The organism is Streptomyces sp. NBC_01471, from assembly GCF_041438865.1.
In the GTDB taxonomy this organism is placed as follows: domain Bacteria; phylum Actinomycetota; class Actinomycetes; order Streptomycetales; family Streptomycetaceae; genus Streptomyces.
Window position 1 is genome coordinate 316,376 of the sequence record NZ_CP109451.1, and the last position, 22,720, is coordinate 339,095.

The following is a 22,720-nucleotide window of genomic DNA, read 5'->3' on the forward strand; positions in this document are numbered from 1 at the left end:
AAGTACTGCTCCGTCAATGCAGTTGGCCGCAGGAGCCGATTTGCCCGGTCGCGATCTCACGCAGCAGATCCATGACGGCGCGGGCGCGGGGGGTCTGTGTCACGCCCTGCACCGTCGCCAGTTTCAGTTCCAGTGGCGGGCGCCCGTCGCTGAGTTCCAACTCCACGACCTCGCCGCCGCCGTAGGTCTGTCCGGTCGCCGGACGCTGATTCAGCACCGAGTAGCCCAGTCCTCTGGCCACCATGGAGCGGACGGTCTCATAGCTCTGCGTGCGGTAGCGCACGTCGGGTGCGGTTCCGCTGTCCGCCACGAGCGCGCGGAAGTAGTCGCGTGTGTAGGGAAGGTCGAGCAGGACCAGCGGCTCTGCGGTCAGTTCGGCCAGCTCCACCGTGCCGCGGCCGGCCAGCGGGTGGCCGGCCGCGACGATGGCGTAGGCGGGGAAGCGGGCGATCGTCTCCCCGTGCATCCCCGGATCCGTTGACAGGCCCAGGTCGTAGGTGAGGGCGAAGTCGATGCGTCCCGCGTCCAGCGCCTGAAGCAGTTGCTCGGCCTCCGCCTCCACCACGTCGATCTCGATCGCCGGGTAACGGCGGGTGCATTCACTGAACAGGACGGGCAGGTAGAACGGCGCCAGCGTGACGAAGCATCCGACGGTCACCGGACCCGACAGTGTCCTCCCACTGCCGCGGGCTTCCCCCTCGACCTCACGCGCACGGGCCAGGAGCTCACGGGCCTGGTGCTGGAGCCTCTCCCCCGCAGGTGTCAGGATCAGCCCGCGGCCTCTGCGGCGGATGAACAGCTGCACCCGCAGGTCGTGTTCCAGGTTGTGGATGGCAGTGGACACCGCCGACTGCGCGATGTTGAGCTCGGCCGACGCCGCGGTCATGGAGCCGTGTTCCGCCGCGACGAGGAAGTAGCGGAGCTGAACGAGGGTGAAACCCACCGGTGATGTCATGCGTGATCCCTGCGCCTCGCGATCCGTGTCCGCCCATGAGCCTATGCGGCGGGCCGGGTCCTGTCCGGTCGGTCTCCGTGGTCCATGAAGACCGACCGGACAGGATCTAGTGGCTCGGGGTCCGGTCCGGGACGTCCTCCGGGATCCGGTCGGACGCCTCCCCGGTGGCCCGGTCGGGCACGTCCCCAGGACGCAGCAGGGAGGAACCGGCGGTTTCCTTGAGGGACAGCGCGGCGACGAGCCCGACGACGGCGAACACCATCAGGTAGAAGCCGGGCAGCAGGGTACTGCCGGTCGCGTCGATGAGCACGGTCATCACGTAGGGCACCGTGCCTGCGAAGAGGGCGGCGGTGATGTTGTAGGCGATGGACAGGCCGCTCTGGCGGGTACGGGTGGGGAAGATCTCCGCCGACCACACCGCGTAGGTGCCGAGGATCGCCGCCAGCACCACCCCGAGCAGCAGACCCGCGATCCAGGTGCCGGCCGGTCCGGTCCGCATGAGCAGGAATGCAGGGACGGAGGCGACCAGGAGGGCCGCTGTCGCCCCGACGAAGACCGGCTTCCGTCCGACGCGGTCGGACAGGTGACCGAACACCGGGACGAACACCAGCCCCAGCAGCGAGATCACCGTGGTCAGCAGAGCAGCGCTGTCGGCGGAGCGGCCCAGGTGGTCGGTCTCGTAGGTGACGAGGTACGTCAGCACGGTGTAGAAGGGCACGTGCATGGCGGTCATCAGGCCCGCCGCCTGGAGCAACTGGCGCTTCTCCGAGCGGACCAGTTCCCGTACGGGACTGCGCGGGACCGCGTTGTTCGCTTCGAGCGACCGGTATTCGGGGGTGTCCTCGATCTTGCTGCGGATGATGAAGCCGATGACGCCCAGCGGCGCGGCGACGAGGAAGGGGATGCGCCAGCCCCAGGAGGTCAGCTGGTTGTCGTCGAGCCCCGCCGACAGCAGCAGGAAGACGAACGAGCCGGTGAGGAAGCCCAGCAAGGAGCCGACCTCCAGCCAGCTGACTCCGAACCCACGACGGCGCCGCGGGGCGCTCTCGGCGAGGAAGCTCGCCGCGCTGCCGAACTCGCCGCCTGCGGCGAAGCCCTGTATCAGGCGCAGCACCAGCAGGAGCACCGGGGCGGCGATGCCGATCGTCCCGTAGCCGGGCAGCAGGCCGATCGTCAGAGTCGCACCGGACATCATGAAGATGACCAGTGACAGGGTGCGTTTGCGGCCGATCCTGTCGCCGAGCGGTCCGAAGACCATGGCGCCGATCGGCCGGATGCCGAACGACACGGCGAACACGCCGAAAACGGCGAGCAGTCCGGTGGTGCGGTCCTCTGACGGGAAGAACACGGTAGCGACCGTGCCGGCGAGATAGGCGTAGGCGGCCCAGTCGAACCAGTGCACGAACACCCCGATGGCGCCCGCGGCAACGCTTCTGCGCAATGCGACCACGTCGGTGGCCGTCTCGACCTCGGTCGTCCTGGCGCCGGTGCTAGGGGCGGGCATTCGCGCCTCCTTGGGGATGGGGGAAGAAGCCGGAGCTGGAGGAAGTCGGGGGCATCGGTGTCCTCCGGTTCGTCGGGAGTCGAGAGGGCGGCGGGAGGATCGGCCGGACAGGGCCGAGCAGGCGGGCCGCGGCCACCGCTGCCGGGGCGGCGACCACCCCGGTCATCCCGGTGCTTCCCCTCCTGACACGGCCCGGTCGATACCGGTCCAGGCCAGCGCGACCGCGCCGTCGAGCAGAGCCCGCTGGGCCGGTCCACCCACGCAGAACGCGGCGAACTCGTGCTGATGGTTGGTGGCGGGCAGAGAGCCGATGCCGATGTAGGGGTGGATGGCCGGAACCACCTGGGAGACATTGCCCATGTCGGTGGAGGCGCGGTTCATCCGGGCGGCCTGGCCGGGCGGCGCGAACTCACGGCCCAGCGCGACGGCGTTACGGCGGTAGTGGCCGAGCGCCTTCTCGTCGGCGCGGAACTCCGCGTACGGCTTGCTCTCCGGCTCGATCTCCAGCGTGGTCCCGGTCGCGAGGGCCCCCGCCTCGAAGGCCCTCATGACACGTGGCTCCAGCTCAGCCAGCTCGGCGAGGGTCTCCGCCCGTACGTACCAACGTCCCGTCGCCCGCTCGGGGATGGCGTTCGGGGCGCTCCCCGCGTGGGTCACCACTCCGTGCACCCGGGCCGAGGCCGGCAGCTGCTGGCGGAGCAGGCCGATGGCGACCTGGGCCACCGTGAAGGCGTCGGCGGCGTTGATTCCGGCTTCCGGGTAGGCGGCGGCGTGGGCGGACTTCCCGGTGTAGGAGATCTTGGAGTGGCTGACCGCGAACGGACTGGCCTCCGCGACGTCCACCGGCGCCGGGTGCACCATCATGGCGAGGTCCACTCCGGCGAAGGCCCCCCGGTCGAGCATCTCGATCTTGCCGCCGCCGCCTTCCTCGGCGGGTGTGCCGTAGACCTCTACGGTGAGGCCGGCGTCGTCGGCGACGGCGGCCAGGCCGAGCGCGGCACCGACCGCACTCGCCGCGATGAGATTGTGCCCGCAGGCGTGGCCGAGGCCGGGCAGCGCGTCGTACTCGGCGCACAGTGCGATCCGGGTGGGTCCGCTGCCGAGCCGTGCCAGGAACGCCGTCTCCAGGCCCAGGTAGGAAGAGGTGACCTGGAAGCCGGCACGGTCCAGCAGTTCCGGCACGGCGGCGGCGGCCCGGTGCTCCTCCCAGGCCGTCTCCGGATCGGCGTGCAGGCGCTCGGAGAGACCGATCAGCTCGTCGGCATGACGGTCGATCTCACGCCGTGCGGCCTCTTTGAGCGTGCCCCTCACAGATGTGGGCGTGCCCATCAGAGATCACCCGGGACGCCGTACGAGGGTGCGGCCGCAGGGTCGAGTCCGCGCCGCACGTAGTCGTCGCGCTGCGGCAGCCAGACTTCGAGCAGCTCCGCGAGCCGGTCCACGGGGTCGTCGGCCCAGTCCACGCGCAGGTCGGTCACCCGCCAGTCCACGTCGGCGACGACGGCCAGGCCCGCGGAGTGCACAGGCCCCATCTCGCCGCCGGCCTCGACGGCGGCACGCAGGGCGGCGACCAGACGCTCTTCCAGCTCGCCGGTGGCCTCCGCATAGGCGTCGAGAAGAACCCGCGGGATGTGCTCACCGGCCAGCATGTTGCCGGCCGCGACCGCGCCGTCCGCAGTGGCCGACGCGTACGTGCCCAGCGTCCCCGAACCGCTGTGGGCGAACCCGGGGCCGGAGCGGCCGAGCACCGTGAGCTGCCGGTGCTCGATGGTCTTCGCGTTCCGCGCCGCACCGGTGACGCCGCTCAGGGCGCGCTGCGCATCGCCGTGTTCCGCGAGTCCGGCCAGCAGGCTCGTGCCGAGAGTGGGGTCGGTGACGTTCTGCGAAGCCGCAGCGCCGACACCGGGCCTCAGGTGGACGACGCGGGCCGCGACCGCCGGACTCGACGAGCTGACCGCGATGCCGAACCGCTCACCGTCACGCACCACCAGGGAGAACGTCATGCCTGCTCCTCCCCGGGGATCACAGCGACCGCGTCGATCTCGCACAGCCACTCCGGGCGGGCCAGGGCCGACACCACCAGACCCGTGGAGATGGGGTGCACGCCCTTGGTCCAGCGGCCCACCGTGCGGTACACCGCCTCGCGGTAGCGCGGGTCGATCAGATAGATCGTCAGTTTGACGAGGTGCTCCATGCGGCTGCCCGCTTCTTCGAGCAGCGTCTTGATGTTGGCCATGGCCTGCTCGGCCTGGGCCCCGGCGTCACCGACACCGACCGACTCACTGGTGTCGAGATCCTGGCCGATCTGGCCCCGTACGTAGACGGTGTTGCCGGCCACGACGGCCTGACAGAGGTCATTGGAGAGGTTCTGCTCGGGATAGGTGTCCTGGGTGTTGAACGGCCGGATCCGAATGTGCCCGCCGGCGACGATCGGGGCCTTCGCCGGGCGGCCTTCGCGCGTGGAGGTCATGACCAACTGCTCCTGGTTTCTTCCGCGTCAGTTCTTCTGCGTCAGTTCTTCTGCGTCGTCGTTTCCGGCACGGCGCCGGGCCGGTCGTCGGTGCCGTACGCGAGGTAGCCCCGCTGGGTTGTGATGTGGTCGGCGATGTACCTGGCGTCGTGCCACACGCCCCAGATGAAGCTCGATCCGCGGCGGGACAGCCAGGGCAGGCCCAGGAAGTAGACACCGGGTTCGGGCGACACGCCTCGTCGCTGCTTCGGCCGGCCGTTCTCGTCGAACGCGTCGGCCTCCAGCCAGCTGTAGTCGGCGGCGAAGCCCGTCGCCCAGACGATGGAGGTGACGCCGGCGCCGGCCAGGTCGAGCTCCAGGCGCGGGTCGGCCACGCATTCCGGGTCCGGGCCGAGGACGTGCGCCTCCGGCTCACCGGGAAGGTCCAGCCCGTTGTGTGCGACGTACGCGTCGGCCGCCTGAAGGAGTTCGAGGTACTTGGCGTCGCCCTGCGCGATGTTCGTGGCGAGATCCGGCGCGAAGCGCAGTACGCCGTTGTCGTAGGAGCCGGTCATGCCGACGAGCTCGATGCCGTCGGCGGCCAGGGCACGGAAGTCCACGGTGTGGCCGCCGCGGGCGCCGCTGACCGCGATGGTGACGTGTTCGGCCCCCTGCGGGGGCGTCTCCGCGTCCCAGCGCCCGAGCACACCGAGCCACCAGCAGAAGTCACGTCCGCGGTACTCGCGGGGCGGGCGGTCGTGCGGACCGACGGAGAGGAAGACCCGGCGGCCGGACCGGCGCAGCTCGTCGGCGATCTGGACCCCGGAGGAGCCGGCCCCGACCACGAGGACGGCACCATCGGGCAGTTGCCCCGGGTTGCGGTACCCGCTGGAGTGGATCTGCACGGGGATGGCGTCGTCCGGGACGATGGGCGGGGTCACGGGCCGCTGGAACGGTCCGGTCGCCGCCACGACGAAGCGCGCGTCGATGGAACCTTCCGACGTCTCGACCCGGAAGCCGGGCCGGCCCGCGTGCTTCCGCACCGAGGTCACCTCGACACCGCACCGGACCGGGGCACCGATCTTCTCGGCATACGCGGCGAAGTAGTCCGCGACCTGCTCCTTCGAGGCGAAGGCATCAGGGTCGACGCCGGGGAACTCCAGACCCGGGAACCGGTCGTGCCACGCGGGCCCGTTCGCGACCAGAGAATCCCACCGCTCCGAGCGCCAGCGCTCGGCTATACGGTGCCGCTCCAGAACGACGTGCGGGACACCGTGGGCTCCGAGGTGCTCGCTCATCGCCACACCCGCCTGGCCCGCCCCGACGACGACTACTTCAGTCTGTTCACTCGGCACTTCAACCTCCACTCATGCGGTAGTCCGTCCCGATGTCGCGTCGACCGTGCTACGCGCTACCGCGTGAGGAATCCTCGGCTCGCGCCCGGAGTTCTGTCCAACAGATGTTTCAGTTGTGAGTCATCTGTTTTATGGATGCCAACCTCGCGCCGTCACCGTTCTGGACGCCCTCGGTAGCGCGGCCGCCGCCGTGGCGGACTTCTCCCTGTCCAGCTCGGCCGGCCGGGCGATCTCCGCAGCCACAGGCGCAACGTCTGCCGCTCAGCTCCCGTTTGACGCAGCAGCAGGGCCCACAACCCGAGGAGAACGCACATGCACGTCCGACCCGGGCGACCTGACCGCGCACGCCCTTCCGGTGCCGCGGCGACCGCCGCCTTCCTGTGCCTCGCCCTCACCGCACTGGGCGCCGCCCCGGCCACCGCCGTTCAGCCGCTCTCCCCCTCCCCCACACTCGCGTCACCCTCGGGCGGGTCCGCCCGGAGCCTCGGAGGGCCGGTCGTCTACGCCCACCGGGGGGCCTCGGCGTACGCACCCGAGAACACCCTGGAGTCGATCGACCGCGCGATGGCCCTGGGCTTCGACTGGGTGGAGAACGACGTCCAGCGCACCAGGGACGGCGTCCTGGTGGTGATCCACGACGACACGCTCACCCGGACCACCGACGTCAAGCGGGTCTTCCCGGACCGCGGGCCCTGGCGGGTCAAGGACTTCACGGCGGCGGAGATCGCGCGGCTGGACGCGGGCAGTTGGTTCGACAAGCGGTTCGCGGGAGCCCGGGTGCCGACCCTGCGGGAGTACATGGAACGAGTCGGGCGCAACCGGCAGCGGCTGCTGCTGGAGCTCAAGGAGCCCGAGGCGTCCCCGGGGATCGAGCGGCAGATCCTGGACCTGCTGGACGAGCTGGGCTGGCTGGACGAGCCGCACGTGACGCGCCGTCTGGTGGTGCAGAGCTTCAGCGCCGACTCGATCCGTACCGTGCACGCGCTGCGGCCCGATCTGCGGACGGCCTTCCTCGGCACCCCGAACGTGGCCGACCTGCCCCGGTACGCCGCCTTCACCGACCAGATCAACCCGCAGCACACCACGATCTCGGCCGGCTGGGTGGCAGCGGTGCACAGGCTGCTCGGAGCGCACGGCAAACCGATGGAGGTGGACACCTGGATCGTGGACGACGCGGCGACGGCGAGGAAGGTCAAGGAGATGGGCGTGGACGGGATCATCACGAACGCGCCGGACGTGGTGCGGCACGCGGTGGGCCCGCTCCAGGCGTTCGGTTAGTCTGGGGTGATGTCCACGCCCCGAGTTTCTTAGCTCAAGGACCCGCTTCCACGTCACCCGTGTGTCCTTCTGCTTTCTCGGAGCGTTACCTCATGATCACCATTCGTGGTGTCGACGTGCGCGCAGGCGCCCGTCTGCTGCTGTCCGACATCTCCTTCACCGTCGCCCCCGGCGACCGCATCGGCCTGGTAGGGCGTAACGGCGCGGGTAAGACCACCCTCATGAACGTCCTGGCCGGCCGGGCGAAACCTGCCGCGGGAACCGTCACCCACTCCTCGCCGGTCGGGTACCTGTCGCAGGACTCCCGCACGGCCGACCCCGGGACCACCGTCACCGACCGGATCCTGTCCGCCCGGGGCCTTGATCTGGCCGCCTCGGCCCTGCGCAGGGCCGAGGCGGCGATGGCCCGCGCGACGGACACGGCCGCGCAGGAACGGGCCATGGGCTCCTACGTCCGCGCCGAGGCGGAGTTCCAGACCCGCGGCGGGTACGCGGCCGAGGCCGAGGCGGCCCGCGTGGCCGCAGGACTCGGCCTGCCCGTACGGGTCATGGGCCGGCCGGTCGGCGACCTCTCCGGCGGGCAGCGGCGCCGCGTCGAGCTGGCCCGGATCCTCTTCGCCGGCCACGACGGCACACTTCTGCTGGACGAGCCGACCAACCACCTCGACGCAGACTCCGTCGCCTGGCTGCGCACCTTCCTCTCCGGCCACCAGGGCGGCCTGGTGCTCATCAGCCATGACACCGCGCTGCTGGCCGACACCGTCAACCGGGTCCTCCACCTCGACGCGCGGCGCACGACGATCGACGTGCACAACACCGGCTGGCACGCCTACCTCACCCAGCGGGAGACCGACGAGCGGCGCCGGACCCGCGAGCGCGCGAACGCCGAGCGCAAGGCGGCCAGCCTGCACGCCCAGGCGGACAGGATGCGGGCCCGGGTGGCCACGGCCGTCGTCGCGAAGAACATGGCCCGCCGCGCCGAGCGCATGCTCTCGGAACTGGAGCCCGCGCGGCGCGTGGACAAGGTCGCAAGGATCCGGCTCCCGGAACCCGCACCCTGCGGACGGACACCCCTCGGGGCCGTCAGCCTGACCAAGTCCTACGGCGACCACCGGGTGCTGACCGGCGTGGACCTGGCCGTCGACCGGGGCAGCCGGCTGGTGTTCCTCGGCCTCAACGGCGCCGGCAAGACCACTCTGCTGCGTCTGCTGGCCGGGCAGGGAAGGCCCGACAGCGGTCGGGTGGTGCACGGGCACGGCCTGCGGCTGGGTTACTTCGCCCAGGAGCACGAGACCCTCGATGCCACTCGTACCGTCCGGGAGAACCTGGCCGCCGCCGCACCTCACCTCACCGACGGCGAGGTACGCCGGGTACTCGGGGCGTTCCTGTTCACCGGGGACGACGCCGACAAGCGGGCCGGGGTGCTCTCCGGCGGGGAGAAGACGCGCCTCGCGCTGGCCGGACTGGTCCACAGCGGCGCGAACGTGCTCCTGCTGGACGAGCCCACCAACAATCTCGACCCCGCCTCCCGCCACGAAGTCCTGGCCGCGGTGGACACCTATCCGGGTGCGATCGTGATGGTCACCCACGACCAGGGCGCCCTCGACGCCCTGCACCCGGACCGCGTCCTGCTCCTCCCGGACGCGGAGGAGGATCTGTGGAGCGAGGAGTACCGGGACCTGGTCGCCCTCGCCTAAGCCCGACTCCGTCGACGACTCCACCCCTGCTCCGATGCGGGAGTTCTTCGACTACTACAGGACCCCGCGCGGCCGGCACCCGCGTTCGATCGGAGCGTACGCACTGCGCAGCGTCGACCAGTTGGACCAGTTCGACGCCTACGAGGACGTGCACAAGATCGCTCCGCGTCCCCTGCTGATGATCGCCGGGTCCGAAGCGGCCACCCTGCCCTTCAGCCGGACCGCGGTCGAGAAGGCCGGTGACAGCGCCGAGCTGTTCGTCATCGACGGCGCGACGCACGTCGACCTCTACGACAGGGACGAAGCCGTCACCCCGGCCGTCGCCAAGCTGGCCGACTTCTTCGGCAAGCACCTCTGATCCACGTACCGACGCCATGTACGGCGCCTGACCGTGTGCCCCTGCCCCGCCGGGCGGGGGCACCTCACGTGTCCGGGCAGGACAGCTCCTCCTGCCTGGGGCGCCAGGCCCTGCCGTCAGATGTCACGTCCACATCAGGGGTAGGAACCGCTCCTCGCACGCCGTACGGTCGACCCCGGTCGGCGTTGTCATAGCCGGCTGGCAGCATGGGCGGTATGAGTGAAACAGCTGGTTCCGACGAGGGTGTATTCGACGCTGTGATGACCACACCGCAGGAGTGGCGTGGCTTTCTGGAGCAGTACGCCGAGCTGTACTTGAAGAACTGTGATGACGAAGACGAGTTGGCCGATCTGCTGGATGAAGATCAGCTGGACCTGCTGGAGCGGGAGGGCCGGGTCGATGTGTGGTTGGGTGAAGCACCGGCTCGGGAAGAGGCTCTGGTGGCAGCCGAGGAGCGGCTCGGGGTGCGGTTCCCGCCGAGCCTGAGGGGGTTCTTTCTGGCGAGCGACGGGTGGACGCCCCTGGATGCCTGGGTGGACGGTATTCATCCGTGCGGCCGCGTCTCATGGATGCGGGATGGCGATGCCGGCAGCAGCGTGATCGAGGTCTACGACTCGATAGCCGACAACGAGGACATTGTGCAGCTGTTTCGCCGATCCCTTGAGATCGCCCGGGGAGAAGACTTCTGGCTGCTCGATCCGACCGACGTCGGGCCGGACGGCGAGTGGGCCGCCTTCGATTTCGCGCCCAAGTACGGCTCCGTGACCGAGTACCCCAGCTTCTCAGCGCTGTTGCAATCCGAGTACGAGGACTTGGCCTAAGCCTTGATCCACCGAAGTGGTTCGAGAGTGGTCCCTGATCGTTTTTGCGTCCACTTTGAGCTGGTGGCTGGGTGCGAGCAGGTGGTATCTGCTGGTCTGCCCAGCTTTCCACAGGTTCGGTTCCGGTTGGGTCCTGGCGGGCGGGGTGGTCAGGGGCGGTTGGTGTCAGCCGGCCGGGCCGTGGGCGGTGTGGAAGAGGTGTGTCCAGGCGTGCTGCCAGGGCCAGTTGTGCGGTAGGTGCAGGGTGATGCGTCGTGCGGAGCGGGCGATGCGGGCAGGGACGTGGATCAGGTGGGTGCGGAGGGTGGCGGTGGTGGCCTTGGCGTGGAACGCGGAGGTCAGGGAACCGGTGGCCCGCAGCAGGTTGTAGGTCATCGCCCACAGAGTGAGCCAGGCCGCGTTGGCGTGGAAGTGTCCGGACGGCAGATGGGCGAAGGCACCGGCCTTGCTGTCCGCGATGACCTGCTCGATCACGGCGTGGTGGCGGTGTTCCCGCTCTGCCTGGAGCCTCGGGGCCGGCTGGTCGGTGAGGAAGGGGTGGTAGCGCCAGACGGGAAACAGTTCGCCCTGCCCGCCCGCGACCGGTGGTTTGGCCAGGTCACAGACCCGGCGAACGATCAGCCGGGCGGTGACCCGGTCTGCTTTCTTCCGGCTGGCGAACGCGGTGTATTCGGGTAGTTCGGCGACTTCGGCGTCCGAGATGAGTTCGCCGGTCTCGGGGTCGGGCACCCCGGTCGGGTAGGTGATCTGCTGCCAGGCATCGTCGGGAACGCTGTGGATGGCCCGCTTGATGGAGGGGTTCACGCCGGCGGTGATCGAGAAGTGGGTGCCGGCCCGGCGGCAGGCGGCGATGACCCCGGCGTTGTAGAACTGCGAATCGGCCCGCAGGATACGGGTCCCGGTGCAGCCGGCCTCGACGGCGGTGGCCAGGGCCTCGCTCACGAACTTCGGGGCGCCCCGGGAATCTGCCGCTTTGCCGCGTCGCATCCGCACCGCCGCGATCACCGGTCTCGACTGGGGGGTGCAGATCGTGGCGAGGAGGGGGTGCGGGGTGCGGATGCCCTTGAACCGGCCGTACTCGGCTCCCTGTTCGGTCCGGCCGTAGACGCGTTTGTGGGTGGAGTCGACGTCGAGGAAACGCCATCGTGTCCGAGCCGGGCAGCAGGGGGGTGTGCGCGGCCAGCTCGCCGAGGAACCCGCGGTGCACAGCGTGGAGTTGAAGAGCATGACCGTGGGTGAACGCACGCAGGAACGTGCCGAGCGTAGTCGGGGCGCGAATACCACCGAACACCGCGGGCATCGCCCCGTGGCGCAACATCGCCAGGTCGTCGATGCTGTCCGCGCCCGCGGCCATGCCGCCCACGATGCTGGTGGCCTTGGCGTCCGCCGCAGCCCCCGCCCCGTTTTTCGCCCCGGCCAGCTTCACCTTCTCGGCCACCAGCCGGGACAGCCCGCACCGCTCGGCCAGCCGCAGCATCGGGACCAGCCCGGCATGCGCAATCAGATTCGGGTCATCGAACGCAGCGGAGACCGCAGCCGACGTGTGGGAAACCTGCATCTCGGAAGTGCCTTGCTGACTGTGCGTGCTGGAAGCCTGAAGAACTCCCATCATCGCAGGTCACAAGGCACTTCCTCGTTCCAAGAAGAATTATCCACAGGCATCGAATCGGCGGATCAAGGCTAAGGGCTGTCCGCTCGAAGACCGGCCGGACAGGACCTGGAGGTCACGAGGGCGGCACCGGTGGAGGTGAGGCGGACACACCTGCGGCCCGGGCGCGAGGTGTGCCGTCCCACCGCCATGCGGTCGGACGAGGGCGCCCGGGCAGTTCGGCACGTCCGGTGGCCCACAGCAGGGTCGGCCAGGGATCCGTGGACGAGGGTGCGTCCGGAAAGAGCCGGGCGAGAACGCGCGAGCACAGATCAGCGGGCGGGCTCCATGGGAGTCCGAGCCCTTGCGTCACGTCGTGCGCGTGCACCAGGGTTTCCACGATGCCCATCGCGGCGAAGCCGTCCGGGTCCGAGACCCCGAAGACGTGGTGGGCGCGGGTCTGCGGAGGCGTCGTGCGCACCATGGCGACGAGCAGCGCACCACTGGCTTCCAGGACCTGCAACAGCCCGGCGGGCCCCGCCTTCCGGTCTGCGTGAATGGCGTTCGCCGGGCCGCCGGGCCGCCGGCTCTCCCATACGAAGGGCACATCGCCGTCCAAGGGCGGGGCTTTGGGGCCGAGTTGCGCAGCGTAGGCGAAGAGGTCATCGCTGAGGTGCTCGACCGTCTCCCAGCAGTCCCATTCCAGCGAACCGGCCTTGCCTTCCCACGCGGCTGGGGGTGCCTCGCGGAGGACTGACACAGCGAGCTGCACGGCATGGTCGAGGTCGTCCGCGGGAGCGGGGACCCGGGGGAGGTCAGTATCGGGTGAGCGGGACATGGCAGGACGGTACCGCGACCGGCAGGAACCACGCCCTCCTTTTGCTCACCGGCCCAGCAGCCCGGCGGAGTGATCCGTCCAAGGGTGCGGGCGTCCGGGCGCACCACCGCCTGGGCCCGGCGACGCCGGTCAGGCGAAGGGGCCGGCGAGCATACGGGCGGGGTTCTGCCGGGTGAGGGTGTCGATCAGATCGCGGCCCGTTCCCCGTGCGACGAGCATTTCGGCGAAGACGGTGGGCACATGGATGAGCCCGTTGCCGCCGTGCTGGGTCCACATCTGCTTGAGGAAGAGGTCGTGGCTGAGCAGAAGCTGCGGGGCGAGGCCGTGGTCGATGTGGCCGGCGACGGCGTCCGCGGTGGCGGTGGACGCGGGTGACCCGCCCTCCTTGGGGAACGTGACGTCCATGCCGATCATGTCGAATTCGAGCCATACACCGCGATCGGCCACCGAGCGCTGGTAGTCGACGTCGGCGCCGGAGGGATCCATGTGCGCCAGGACGACCTTCTCCGGTTCGACGCCGATCTCGTCGAGCACGATGTCGAGCACCTCGTGTGCCCGCCGTTGCCAGCCGGGCAGGTGGATCATCAACGGGACGGAGGGGTGGCCGAGCTGGGCCAGAGCAGCCGCGCGAAGCGATCCCCGCTCGGCCGCGGTGAACTGGGGGGACACCCCGATCTCACCGATGATGCCGGGCCGGATGCCGGTGTCCCCCACGCCGTTGGCGAGCTCGTCCGTGATCGCGGCCGCCTGCTCGTCGACCGCGCCGGCCGTGATCCGCGTGTCCTCGAACTTCTCCAGGTAGGCGCCGCAGCCCATGACGACGTTGAGGCCACTGCGCCGCGCGAGGTCGAGGAGGCGCTGCGGGTCGCGTCCGATGGCGGGACTTGAGGTGACGTCGACGATCGTGCCCCCACCGACGGCCTGGAAGGCGGCCACTTCACGGTGCACGTCCTCGACCGGCTTGGCGGCGACGTTGTCGAAGCAGCAGTAGGGGTCGTGCCGCAGCGCCCAGGCGGAGGAGGCGCTGACCTGCTCGTCCTTCAGCGCCGCCGAGAACGCGTAGCTCGGTTCGTCGAGAACCCGCGAGAGGTTGTTGAACAGGTGCTCGTGGGGCAGTACGAGACCGAGTCCGGCCGCGGGCACGGCCCCCGTCACGGTCTGCACGTACGGGAGCCCGCCGGTGCCGGTCATGATGCCTCCACTGATGGGACGGAGCGGGACGGAATCATGCCGATGCCCGCTGCCACCAGAGCGACGACCGTGCCGATGACGGTCACGACATGGAGGGGCTGTCCGACGGACGGGCTGATCACATCGAGGAGGAGCGAGCCGACCAGCTGACCGGCGATCGAGGCGAGCCCGAGGAGGAGCAGGCCGAGGCCGCGCACGAGCAGTGCCATGAAGGCGATGGAGAGCAGACCGAGCAGACCCCCTGTGTACATCCACCAGGTGCCGGGGAGCGTGAAACTCACCGATCCGGTGGACGCGCGCACCAGCAGTCCGATCCCCAGGACCACGAATCCGACGAGGAAGTTGAGGCCGATCGAGACCAGCATGGATCCGCTGCCCTGGGCGACGGCGGAGTTGCCCGCGGGCTGCCAGCCGGCGAGCAGCCCGGCGGCGAACGGCAGGATCGCCAGCGCGATCGTCCCGGGGACCTGGAAGTTCGGCGAGATCGCGATGGCCGTCGCCACGATGGCCAGGAGGGCGCCCAGCCCACGGGGAAGTGTGACGGGCTGCTTGATCGTGGACGTTGCCCCGACCCGGTCGCAGACCACGCCCGAGATGACGAGCCCGGAGATCAGCGCGATCTGGAAGACGGCGACGCCGAGGGTGCCCACGGTGATGCCTTCGGAGAGCACGACGGCGGCGCCGCACAGGCCCGCGACGCAGTTCCACCAGGGAATGGTGCCGTCGCGGAGCAAGCGGGGAACGTTCAGTGCCTGCCGGCGGGTGGCCGGCCGGGCGAAGACGATGACGGCCATCAGGATCAGGCCGCTGCCGAAGGAGATGACGGCTGCGGCGTTCCCGTCGTTGATGTTCTTGCCCAGGGCGCCGTTGACGGTGGACTGCAGGGGGCTGAGCAGCCCGGCCAGTACGGTGGCCAGGACCAGCACTGCCGTGGTGGTGCGGCGGGCGGTCCGCGCGGGCGGCGCCGCGGACACGGTTCCAGGTTCGGGGCCTGCGGTGTTGAGGCTTGTCATCGTGTAATCGCTCTCCTTTGAGCCAGTATGTCCGACGGAACCGATGCAATCTCTGGGCGTGTGGGCGGTGTCATGACGGGCTGTGGTCGCTGTCGCGGCCCTGTCGGCCCGGCGGGCGGTTGCCCGGCGGGCCCGGCGCGTCGGTCAGGTCAGTCCGCGGGGCCGGCGAGCCAGGTGACGGCCTGGTGGAAGAGCTGCTGGTAGCCCTCCCACTCGATGAACTCGGTGGGTGCCCAGTGCGGTGAGATGTCCGATGCGAAGGCGAGCGTGCGCCCGGCACCCTCTTCGCGGACGGCGAGCAGGGGGCGCGATTCGACCGTGGCGAGCACGCTCGCGTCCGGCTTCGCGACGAGCCGCTGGTAGCCGAGAAGGATCGGCCACTGGGGCGCCAGCCCGGTGGTGACCTCGTGCGTCTCCCCGGTGAGCTCACCGCGGACGCCTTCGGGGCACTCCACGCGGTCGTCGTACGGGAGGATCTGCACCGGCAGGACGTCCTCGATCGGGGTCGCGTGGTAGTTGGCCTTGGCCTGGAAGCCCTGGAAGCTGAGGTATCCACCGGCCATGGCGAGGCCACCGCCCTGCCGGACCCACTGCGCGAGAAGCTTGAGCCGGTTGGGGAACGGACGTCCCTGCGCGAACACCTGCGGGTGGAGCAGCAGCGAGTTCGCGCCGATGTCCGACAGGATCACCACGTCATAGGCGTTGAGCTTCTCCAGGGTCTCCGGGAAGTGGGCCGCCACATCGTGCGAGAGCAGATGCGTGACCTCGTGGCCCGCCCGCCGCAGGGCCTGGAGCAGCGGGGTGACACCCACCTCCAGCTGGGCGTGGGGGAAGGCGTCGTAGCCCTTGAAGTCGGTGGATGCGTTGATCCAGGACTCGCCTGCGATGAGTACGCGGCTCACACGTACCTCCTCAAAATGATCGTGCGCAACGTTGCGCTGGTTTTGCGCAACGATAGAAGCGAGTCGATACGCCGTCAATGTCCTCCCGGGAACGCACTAGACTGCGGGAAAGGTGAGGGAGGTTCGGATGACGTTGACCAGCGTTGCGCAACATGCGCAGGTGTCGGCCTCGACGGTGTCGCGGTACTTGCGCGGGCAGCTGAAGGTCCAGCCGGACACAGCGGCTCGGATCGACGCCGCCGTACGCGAGCTGAACTACGAGGTACCGCTCGCGGTCCCGTCCGGCCCGCGCGCGGACCGGCCGCTGATCGCCCTGGTCGTGCCGGACCTGATCAACCCCTTCTTCGCGGAACTGGCCGAAGAGGTGGCCGCCGCGGCTGCCGTCAGCGGAGTGGCCCTCGTCGTGGGGATCACCGGTCAGCAGGCCCGGCGCGAGTCGCTCTTCAGTGACTTCGCCGCCTCGACCGAGGCCGTCGACGGGCTGATCTACGTCGGGATGCACCGCCGGAACCCCCGGCTGACCCGGGCGATCGCCGACGGACTGCCCGTGGTTCTCCTGGACGAGGAGGTCGCGAGCCCGTCCGAGCTCGACACCATCGCCGTCGACAACTACAGCGGCGCCTACCAGGCGACGTCCTACCTCGTGCAGCTGGGGCACCGGCGCATCATGCACATCGCCGGACCGCAGGAGCTGTCCACCACCCGCGACCGGCTGCGCGGCTACCGGGACGCCATGGATCACGCGGGACTGGACGTCGACGAGGACCTCGTCCTGCACGGCCCGTACACCGAGCAGTTCGGCGCCAGCACGTTCCCCTACCTGGCGCGCGCCGCGCAACCGCCGACGGCGGCCTTCGTGGGCAGTGACATCGTCGCGGTCGGCATCCTCGGCGCGGCGGAACTGCACGGGCTGCGCATCCCGGAAGACCTCTCGGTCATCGGCTGCGACGGCATCCGGGTCGGCGAGTGGCTGCGCCCCAAACTCACCACGCTGCAGCAGCCGGTCGCCGACCTCGCGCGTACGGCGCTGGAAGTCGTCCAGAACCGGATCGAAGCCCCGGACGGCGCCCGCGTGGCGAAGTCCTTCCCCTTGCACCTCGTGATCCGCGGCTCCGCGGTTCCCCCGAAGCACTGACACAACACCGCACCGACACGGCACCGCACCGCACTGACACCGCACTGACAGGAGACCCTCGCGTGCTCGACCCCGTTTCGCTGACCCAGCGGCTCGTCAGACTGGACACCAGGGCCGGGAACGAGAGGTCCGCCGCCGCACTTCTCGCTCCGATCCTCGCGGACGCAGGCTTCAGCGTGCGGACCGAAGAGCCGGAGCCCGGACGGGTCAATCTCGTCGCCCGCTTCGGCAGCCGCACCCCGGTCACCCTGACCGGGCATCTGGACACCGTTCCCGCCGACGCGTCCAGCTGGTCGTTCGACCCGCTGAGTGGCGACATCCGGGACGGCCGGCTCCGCGGTCGGGGCAGCAGCGACATGAAGGCCGGCGTGGCCTGCATGGTGGCGGCCGCCGCCCACCGGGCCTCGACCCACCCCACCGACACCGACGTACAGCTCGTTCTCACCTTCGGCGAGGAGACCGGCTGCGAGGGAGCGGCGCGGCTGGACGGTCTGACACCGAGCCCTGTCCTGCTGGTCGCCGAACCCACTGCGAACAAGATCGTTCTCGGGCACAAGGGCGTTCTGTGGCTGCGGCTCACCGCCGAAGGCCGCAGCGCACACGGGTCCCGGCCCGAACTCGGCGACAACGCACTCGCCAGGCTCGCCGCGGCGGCGGTGCGGATCCACGGCCACCAGGACTGGCCGCGCAGCGCGACACACGGCGCGGCCACCGTCAACGTGGGCACCTTCCACGCCGGCGTACAGCCCAACCTCGTCCCCGACCATGCCGAGCTGATGGTCGACATCCGCACCGTCCCGGAGTTCAGCTCCGACGACGCGCTCCGGGCGATCGAGCGGCTCGCCGGGCCGGGCACCAGGATCGAGCGTGTGCTCGACCTGAACGGCGTGGCCACCGATCCGGAATCCGCCCTTGTCCACGACCTCACCGATGCCCTGCGTCCTGCGGAAACCGACGGACCACCGCAGTACGCGACCTACTTCACCGACGCATCGGTGCTGGCCGGGAAGCTGGACGCCCGGGCAGTCGTCATCTACGGTCCGGGCGACCCCGACCAGGCGCACGTCTCGGACGAGACCTGCCCCGTGGCGGCGATCCCCGAGGCGGCCGAGGCCGTCCACCGGCTGCTCGCGTCCTGGAGCGACGGGACGGACGCCGCGTCACGTTCTCGCTGAGGGGGGGTCCGCGCCCCGCATGTCTACTCCGACGCGCGGCGGGCCTTCTTCTGGACCGCACCCATCTCAAGGACGGCTGCGATCAGAACCACCGGGAAGAACAACGGGAAGAACAAGAGGGAACTCACCAGGCTGGCGGCCGGCAGCGCCACCGGGATGCGGGCCAAGCCTGCCCGGACGGCCCCGGAAGGTCTGTACCGGCCCGCCCCGCCCCGTGTGATCGGAGCCGGTGGAAGGCAGCGGAAGGTAATTGCGTCGACAGTGTCCCTCGGCACCCGGCACAGTGGCTGCCCGTGACGAGCAGTGAGCTGTGGACCCGTGCGACCGCCGACCGCTACGACGCCGGAGAGACGGAGAGGTCCTCGGCCGCCGTTCTCGGACCGACTCTCGCCTTCCTCGCCGAGCTCGCCGGAGACGGCCGGGCTCTTGAATTCGCCATCGGAACCGGCCGCGTGGGCGTCCCGCTCCGGGAACGCGGTGTGCAGGTGGTGGGGATCGAACTGTCCGAGCACATGGCAGCGGCCCTGCGCCGCAAGACCGACGAGGACACCCTCCCGGTAGCCATCGGGGACATGGCCACCACCGTCGTCCCTGGCGAGTTCACCCTGGTCTATCTCGTCTACAACACCATCACGAACCTGCTCACGCAGGACGAGCAGGTCGAATGCTTCCGCAACGCCGCACGTCATCTGGCGCCCGGCGGCCGATTCGTCATCGAGCTGGGCGTGCCGCCGTTGCGACTCCTGCCTCCCGGTCAGGTCGCGGTGCCGTTCGACGTCTCCGAACAGCATCTCGGCTTCGACACCTTCGACCTGGTCGAGCAGATTCTCGTCTCGCACCACTTCACCCGCGAGGGCGACGACGGCCGCTACCGCCGCGGCAACTCCCGGCATCGGTACGCCTGGCCGGCAGAGCTCGACCTGATGGCACGGATCGCCGGGCTGGAACTGGAACGTCGCGTCGCGGACTGGAACGGGGCGCCGTTCACCCAGGATTCCGCACAGCACATCTCCGTGTGGCGCAAGCCGACCTGAGGTCGGACACCGGGCACCCCGCCCGAAGCGCCGGTACGGGAAGTCGGGTTACTCGCGAACCTGAGCGTTCACCCTGGGATGCGCGTCACCGCTGTCCGCGTCGAGGCCCGCGAGCAGGCGCAGCCCGTCCTCGGCGGGACTGCCTGATGCCGCGGACAGCACCAGGAGCTCCATGCCCGATCCGTCCGGCAGGGCGAAGTTCTCCTGGTGCAGTTCCAGCAGTCCGACCAGCGGGTGCCGGTATGCCTTGCGCCCATGTGTGCGGGCGCGGACGTCCGCGCGGGCCCAGAGACGACGGAAGCGCTCGCTGCCCATCGCCAACTCGCCGATGAGCGAGGTCAGGCGGGGGTCCTCGGGGTACTTGCCGGCGGCCAGGCGCAGATGCCCGACGGCGTCGAGGGTGCACTTCTCCCAGTCCACGTAAAGGCCGCGCTCGGCCTCCTCGAGGAAGATGTGGCGGGCGGTGTTCAGGCCCGGCACCGGCCGGCCGTAGAGGAGCCCGGCGAGGCGGTTCCCGGCGATCACGTCCAGGCGGTGGTCCATGATGAGCGCGGGTGCGTCGGCGACCAGTTCGAGGACGCGGAGCAGCTCCGGCCTGACCCGGCCGCCCGGCGCCTTCGCGCGGCGGCGGCGCTGCCGCGCGAGCCGGTGGAGGTGCCCGCGTTCGATCTCGTCCAGGCCGAGAACGCGGGCGAGCGCGTCGAGGACCTGCTCGGAGGGCTGGGTCGCGCGGCCCTGCTCCAGGCGCACGTAGTAGTCGACGCTGACTCCGGACAGGTGCGCGACCTCTTCGCGGCGCAGCCCATCGACCCGGCGGCGGGTGCCGGCGGGAATGCCGACGGCTGCCGGGTCGACTCGGGAACGCCGGGTCCGTAGGAAGCCCGCGAGATCGTCCATGTCCCCAGTATGGCGACGGTGTTGCCCGTGAGGGTGGCTCTGCCAGTACCAGGAAGTCCCGTCCGGCGGTAGCGGCGCCCCTGAACACCGGGCGCCGCCAGGCCCAGGATCGAAGTCATCCGATCCGAAGGAGTTCTCATGAAGACGCTGATCGTCTACGCCCACCCGGAGCCGAAGTCACTCAACGGCTCGCTGAAGGACCTCGCGGTGTCCACATTGGAGAACGCCGGGCACGAGGTGCGAGTGAGCGATCTGTACGCGATGAGCTGGAAGGCCGTCGTGGACGGCGCGGACTACGGCCCGGACGCCTCACGTCCGCTGAAGGTCGTCCGGGACTCGGGGCGGGCCTTCAACGCCGGGACGCTCACTCCGGACGTCCTTGCCGAGCAGGAGAAGCTGCTGTGGGCGGACTCGGTCATCTTCCAGTTCCCGCTGTGGTGGTACACGATGCCCGCGATCCTGAAGGGCTGGGTGGACCGGGTGTTCACCCATCGCTTCGCGTACGGCGTCGGCGAGCACAGCGACACCACGTACGGCGAGCGCTACGGCGAAGGAACACTCGCGGGAAGGAAGGCCATGCTGTCGGTGACCATCGGTGGCCTTGAGCCGCATTACGCCGCTCGCGGGGTCAACGGACCCATCGACGACCTGCTGTTCCCGATCCAGCACGGCATCCTCCACTACCCGGGCATCGAGGTGCTGCCGCCGTTCGTGCTGTACGGCACCGACCGGATGGCCAGTGAGGACTACCCGGACGTCGCCAAGGCCTGGGAAGAGCGTCTGCTCACCCTGGAGTCGACCGAGCCGATCGCGTTCCGGCGGCAGAACTCCGGTGACTACGAGATCCCCTCTCTGCATCTGAAGGAGGGACTGGAGCTCGCGGGCCGCACCGGTTTCGGGCTGCACGTGCGCGGCTGACCGCCGGCGATGGACAGGAGGCGGCGAGGCGCGAACCCGAGGAGCAGCCCACCCAGGGACCACCGGCGGGTGCAGCCGACGCTGTCCCGCTGCTCGCCAGTCCGATCCCGGCGAGCAACGCACCAGCGGCAATCGCAGTCGTGATTCTGCGCAGCATGAAGAAGTCCCGTTCGTCTGTGGCCCTTCAGATGCCGACGAAACGGTCCGATCGGAGACCTCACCGGCACCAGCTCCGGCAACGCCGTCCGATGGACGACCGTTGAAAGGCGTGACGGGCGACCGACTGCGTCGCTGCCCGCACACGCGACACATCAAGCTGATCAGTGGTCGACCCCGGAGGACCGGGGCGCGGAGGAGCCGGCGGTAGCCGGACAGCCATCACATCGTGCGCTCGATCACGCCGACCCCGGGCATCGGGTTCCCGAGGTGCCCGCACCCGGGGACCGTCTATGCGCAAGAGTGGCGACTACGCCACAGAGGTGGAGTGGCTGCTGGGTGCGGCCAAAACATTCTCCAGTCTTCCGTCCGCCCGAAAGACCGCCCGAAAGACCGCCCGCAGGAGGAGTTCCTCGTGAAATACCGCACGCTCGGCACGCACGGACCATCTGTGTCATCCGTGGGACTCGGCTGCATGGGCATGTCGATCACCTACGGGGCCCCGGACGACGCCGAGTCCGCACGCACCCTGGACCGGGCACTGGATCTGGGTGTCACATTTCTGGACACGGCGGACGCCTACGGGCGGGGCGCCAACGAGGAACTCCTGGGCGCCTGGCTGCGACGCCGGGCGGCCGACCGGGAACGCGTCGTACTGGCCACGAAGTTCGGGCTGCGTCACGACGCGGATTCGGGCCGGGTGAACGTCGTGGACACATCGGCGGGATACGTACGAACCGCCTGTCACGCCTCGATGCGACGCCTGGGTGTTGAGTACATAGACCTCTACTGTGTGCACCGCCGCGACCCCGCGACCCCCATTGAGGAAACGGTCACCGCCATGGCCGGGCTGGTGGCAGCGGGCGACATCCGGCACCTGGCGCTGAGCGAGGTGAGCGCAGACACCGTGCGCAGGGCCCACGCCGTCCATCCCATCAGCGCGGTCCAGTTGGAGTATTCGCTCTTCACCCGGGACGTGGTGGAGGGCGACATGCTGGACACCTGCCGGGAGCTGGGCATCGCTGTGGTGGCGTACGCACCGCTCGGCCGCGCCATGCTCACCGGGAACATCACCTCATCCGGCGAGTTGAGCAGCGACGACAATCGCAGGCGCTGGCCGCGGTTCGCCGAGGAGAACATCCGGCACAACCTGACGCTCGTCGACGCGGTGCACCAGGTCGCGGCCGGGATCGGCTGTACCCCCGCCCAGGCTGCCCTGGCCTGGCTGCTGGCGCAGGGCGAGGACATCGTCCCCATTCCCGGCACGAAGAAGAGGCACTATCTGGAGGAGAACGCGGCGGCTGCCGATGTGGCCCTGAGTACGGAGCACATCGGCCTGCTCCGGAATGCCGTGCCGGACGGCTCGGTGGCCGGCGGTCGATATCCGGACCAGGCAATGTCCCGGCTGGGGCACTGACCCCGGCGCGGCCCGCCCCGACGTGACGCAGCCCGGAGC

20 protein-coding genes and 1 pseudogene are annotated in these 22,720 nt (G+C 69.9%); 9 read left to right on the top strand and 12 right to left on the bottom strand.

What is annotated here, in order from left to right; all coding sequences use genetic code 11:
• Nucleotides 1-13: 13 nt before the first annotated feature.
• From OG285_RS37300 to OG285_RS37325, 6 genes are all read right to left on the bottom strand, one after another.
• On the bottom strand, nt 14-955 hold the full coding sequence (locus OG285_RS37300; RefSeq protein WP_331760309.1) for a LysR family transcriptional regulator: 942 nt from the start codon (nt 953-955) through the stop codon (nt 14-16).
• A 106-nt stretch (nt 956-1,061) separates the two neighbouring features.
• Entirely contained in the window at nt 1,062-2,459 is a 1,398-nt protein-coding gene (locus OG285_RS37305; RefSeq protein ID WP_331760310.1) for an MFS transporter, read from the bottom strand.
• Between the two features lie 162 nt (nt 2,460-2,621).
• Nucleotides 2,622-3,770, bottom strand: coding sequence for a M20 family metallopeptidase (locus OG285_RS37310; protein WP_371793729.1), 1,149 nt, complete (start codon nt 3,768-3,770; stop codon nt 2,622-2,624).
• Nucleotides 3,771-3,787: 17 nt separating this feature from the next.
• On the bottom strand, nt 3,788-4,462 hold the full coding sequence (locus OG285_RS37315; RefSeq protein WP_331760312.1) for a DUF1028 domain-containing protein: 675 nt from the start codon (nt 4,460-4,462) through the stop codon (nt 3,788-3,790).
• Nucleotides 4,459-4,929: a RidA family protein gene (locus OG285_RS37320; protein WP_331760313.1), complete on the bottom strand. Its 471-nt coding sequence runs from the start codon at nt 4,927-4,929 to the stop codon at nt 4,459-4,461. Before OG285_RS37320 ends, OG285_RS37315 begins: the two co-directional genes overlap by 4 nt.
• A gap of 41 nt (nt 4,930-4,970) precedes the next feature.
• Nucleotides 4,971-6,263, bottom strand: a complete 1,293-nt coding sequence (locus OG285_RS37325; RefSeq protein WP_331760314.1) for an NAD(P)/FAD-dependent oxidoreductase — start codon at nt 6,261-6,263, stop codon at nt 4,971-4,973.
• A 312-nt stretch (nt 6,264-6,575) separates the two neighbouring features.
• On the opposite strand from OG285_RS37325, the gene OG285_RS37330 reads away from it, so the two are divergent.
• From OG285_RS37330 to OG285_RS37345, 4 genes are all read left to right on the top strand, one after another.
• Complete coding sequence (locus tag OG285_RS37330) at nt 6,576-7,541, top strand: glycerophosphodiester phosphodiesterase family protein (RefSeq protein WP_331760315.1); 966 nt, start codon at nt 6,576-6,578, stop codon at nt 7,539-7,541.
• Nucleotides 7,542-7,633: 92 nt separating this feature from the next.
• A complete protein-coding gene (locus OG285_RS37335; protein ID WP_331760316.1) occupies nt 7,634-9,238 on the top strand; it encodes an ABC-F family ATP-binding cassette domain-containing protein in 1,605 nt (534 codons plus the stop codon).
• 34 nt (nt 9,239-9,272) lie between these two features.
• Complete coding sequence (locus OG285_RS37340) at nt 9,273-9,596, top strand: alpha/beta hydrolase (protein ID WP_331760317.1); 324 nt, start codon at nt 9,273-9,275, stop codon at nt 9,594-9,596.
• Between the two features lie 206 nt (nt 9,597-9,802).
• Nucleotides 9,803-10,417 (top strand): SMI1/KNR4 family protein, encoded by a 615-nt coding sequence (locus OG285_RS37345; RefSeq protein ID WP_356830704.1) that lies wholly within the window; start codon nt 9,803-9,805, stop codon nt 10,415-10,417.
• Between the two features lie 165 nt (nt 10,418-10,582).
• On the opposite strand, the pseudogene OG285_RS37350 reads toward OG285_RS37345, so the two are convergent.
• From OG285_RS37350 to OG285_RS37370, 5 genes and pseudogenes are all read right to left on the bottom strand, one after another.
• A pseudogene (locus OG285_RS37350) lies at nt 10,583-11,975 on the bottom strand (IS1380 family transposase).
• A gap of 166 nt (nt 11,976-12,141) precedes the next feature.
• The gene (locus OG285_RS37355; RefSeq protein ID WP_331760319.1) at nt 12,142-12,843 is read right to left on the bottom strand and encodes a maleylpyruvate isomerase N-terminal domain-containing protein; all 702 of its coding nucleotides are present in this window, start codon (nt 12,841-12,843) and stop codon (nt 12,142-12,144) included.
• 129 nt (nt 12,844-12,972) lie between these two features.
• Nucleotides 12,973-14,034: a phosphotriesterase-related protein gene (locus OG285_RS37360; RefSeq protein ID WP_331760320.1), complete on the bottom strand. Its 1,062-nt coding sequence runs from the start codon at nt 14,032-14,034 to the stop codon at nt 12,973-12,975.
• On the bottom strand, nt 14,031-15,047 hold the full coding sequence (locus tag OG285_RS37365) for a DMT family transporter (RefSeq protein WP_331760321.1): 1,017 nt from the start codon (nt 15,045-15,047) through the stop codon (nt 14,031-14,033). The genes OG285_RS37360 and OG285_RS37365 overlap by 4 nt, the downstream gene beginning before the upstream one ends.
• A gap of 149 nt (nt 15,048-15,196) precedes the next feature.
• Nucleotides 15,197-15,949: a glutamine amidotransferase gene (locus OG285_RS37370; RefSeq protein WP_331760561.1), complete on the bottom strand. Its 753-nt coding sequence runs from the start codon at nt 15,947-15,949 to the stop codon at nt 15,197-15,199.
• A 127-nt stretch (nt 15,950-16,076) separates the two neighbouring features.
• On the opposite strand from OG285_RS37370, the gene OG285_RS37375 reads away from it, so the two are divergent.
• From OG285_RS37375 to OG285_RS37385, 3 genes are all read left to right on the top strand, one after another.
• The gene (locus OG285_RS37375) at nt 16,077-17,084 is read left to right on the top strand and encodes a LacI family DNA-binding transcriptional regulator (RefSeq protein WP_331760322.1); all 1,008 of its coding nucleotides are present in this window, start codon (nt 16,077-16,079) and stop codon (nt 17,082-17,084) included.
• 62 nt (nt 17,085-17,146) lie between these two features.
• Nucleotides 17,147-18,259: a M20 family metallopeptidase gene (locus tag OG285_RS37380; protein ID WP_331760323.1), complete on the top strand. Its 1,113-nt coding sequence runs from the start codon at nt 17,147-17,149 to the stop codon at nt 18,257-18,259.
• A gap of 293 nt (nt 18,260-18,552) precedes the next feature.
• On the top strand, nt 18,553-19,293 hold the full coding sequence (locus tag OG285_RS37385; RefSeq protein WP_331760325.1) for a class I SAM-dependent methyltransferase: 741 nt from the start codon (nt 18,553-18,555) through the stop codon (nt 19,291-19,293).
• 48 nt (nt 19,294-19,341) lie between these two features.
• Here OG285_RS37385 and OG285_RS37390 read toward each other — a convergent pair whose 3' ends face one another.
• Nucleotides 19,342-20,190: a helix-turn-helix transcriptional regulator gene (locus OG285_RS37390; RefSeq protein WP_331760326.1), complete on the bottom strand. Its 849-nt coding sequence runs from the start codon at nt 20,188-20,190 to the stop codon at nt 19,342-19,344.
• 138 nt (nt 20,191-20,328) lie between these two features.
• Here OG285_RS37390 and OG285_RS37395 point away from each other — a divergent pair, with 138 nt between their 5' ends.
• Entirely contained in the window at nt 20,329-21,108 is a 780-nt protein-coding gene (locus tag OG285_RS37395; RefSeq protein ID WP_331760327.1) for an NAD(P)H-dependent oxidoreductase, read from the top strand.
• A gap of 571 nt (nt 21,109-21,679) precedes the next feature.
• Nucleotides 21,680-22,681, top strand: a complete 1,002-nt coding sequence (locus OG285_RS37400) for an aldo/keto reductase (protein ID WP_331760329.1) — start codon at nt 21,680-21,682, stop codon at nt 22,679-22,681.
• Nucleotides 22,682-22,720 lie beyond the last annotated feature (39 nt).